Annotated in this window: 1 pseudogene; it reads left to right on the top strand. The window is 67.9% G+C overall.

Features of this window, described 5'->3' with window-relative positions:
- A pseudogene (locus tag ACIPSA_RS51430) lies at positions 1-1,145 on the top strand (2-oxoglutarate ferredoxin oxidoreductase subunit alpha); the annotation flags it as partial.

Below are 1,145 nucleotides of genomic sequence, written 5' to 3'. Positions count from 1 at the left end.
CGCAAGGAGGCCGAGCGCAGCAAGAACATGTTCGCGCTGGGTCTGCTGAGCTGGATGTACCACCGTCCGACGGAGGGGACGGAGAAGTTCCTGAAGTCGAAGTTCGCGAAGAAGCCGCAGATCGCGGCGGCGAACATCGCGGCGTTCCGGGCGGGCTGGAACTTCGGGGAGACGACGGAGGACTTCGCGGTCTCCTATGAGGTGGCGCCGGCGGCGAAGGCGTTCCCGGTCGGCACCTACCGGAACATCTCGGGGAACCTGGCTCTGGCCTATGGTCTGGTCGCGGCTTCGCGGCAGGCGGATCTGCCGCTGTTTTTGGGGTCGTATCCGATCACTCCGGCGTCCGACATTCTGCATGAGCTGTCGAAGCACAAGAATTTCGGTGTGCGGACGTTCCAGGCGGAGGACGAGATCGCGGGGATCGGTGCGGCGCTGGGTGCGGCGTTCGGCGGGTCCCTGGCGGTGACGACGACGTCCGGTCCCGGTGTGGCGCTGAAGTCGGAGACGATCGGTCTGGCGGTGTCGCTGGAGCTGCCTCTGCTGGTGGTGGACATCCAGCGTGGCGGTCCGTCCACCGGGTTGCCGACGAAGACGGAGCAGGCGGATCTGCTGCAGGCGATGTACGGCCGCAACGGTGAGGCGCCGGTCCCGGTGATCGCCCCGAAGACGCCCGCGGACTGTTTCGACGCGGCGCTGGAGGCGGCCCGGATCGCGCTGACGTACCGGACGCCGGTGATGCTGCTGTCCGACGGGTATCTGGCCAACGGTTCCGAGCCGTGGCGGATCCCCGAGCTGGACGAGCTGCCCGATCTGAGCGTGCAGTTCGCCAAGGGGCCGAACCACACCCTGGACGACGGCACCGAGGTGTTCTGGCCCTATCAGCGGGATCCGCAGACGCTGGCGCGTCCGTGGGCGGTTCCGGGCACGCCGGGGCTGGAGCACCGGATCGGCGGGATCGAGAAGCAGGACGGCACGGGCAACATTTCTTATGACCCGGCCAACCACGACTTCATGGTCCGTATCCGCCAGGCGAAGATCGACGGCATCGACGTCCCGGACCTGGAGGTCGACGACCCGCACGAGGCGGACACGCTCGTCCTCGGCTGGGGCTCGACCTACGGACCCATCACCGCCGCCGTACGCCG

This window comes from Streptomyces sp. NPDC086549, assembly GCF_044746205.1.
GTDB lineage: Bacteria > Actinomycetota > Actinomycetes > Streptomycetales > Streptomycetaceae > Streptomyces.
Note: the sequence above shows the minus strand (reverse complement) of the source record. Positions and strands in the feature narration are given on the sequence as shown.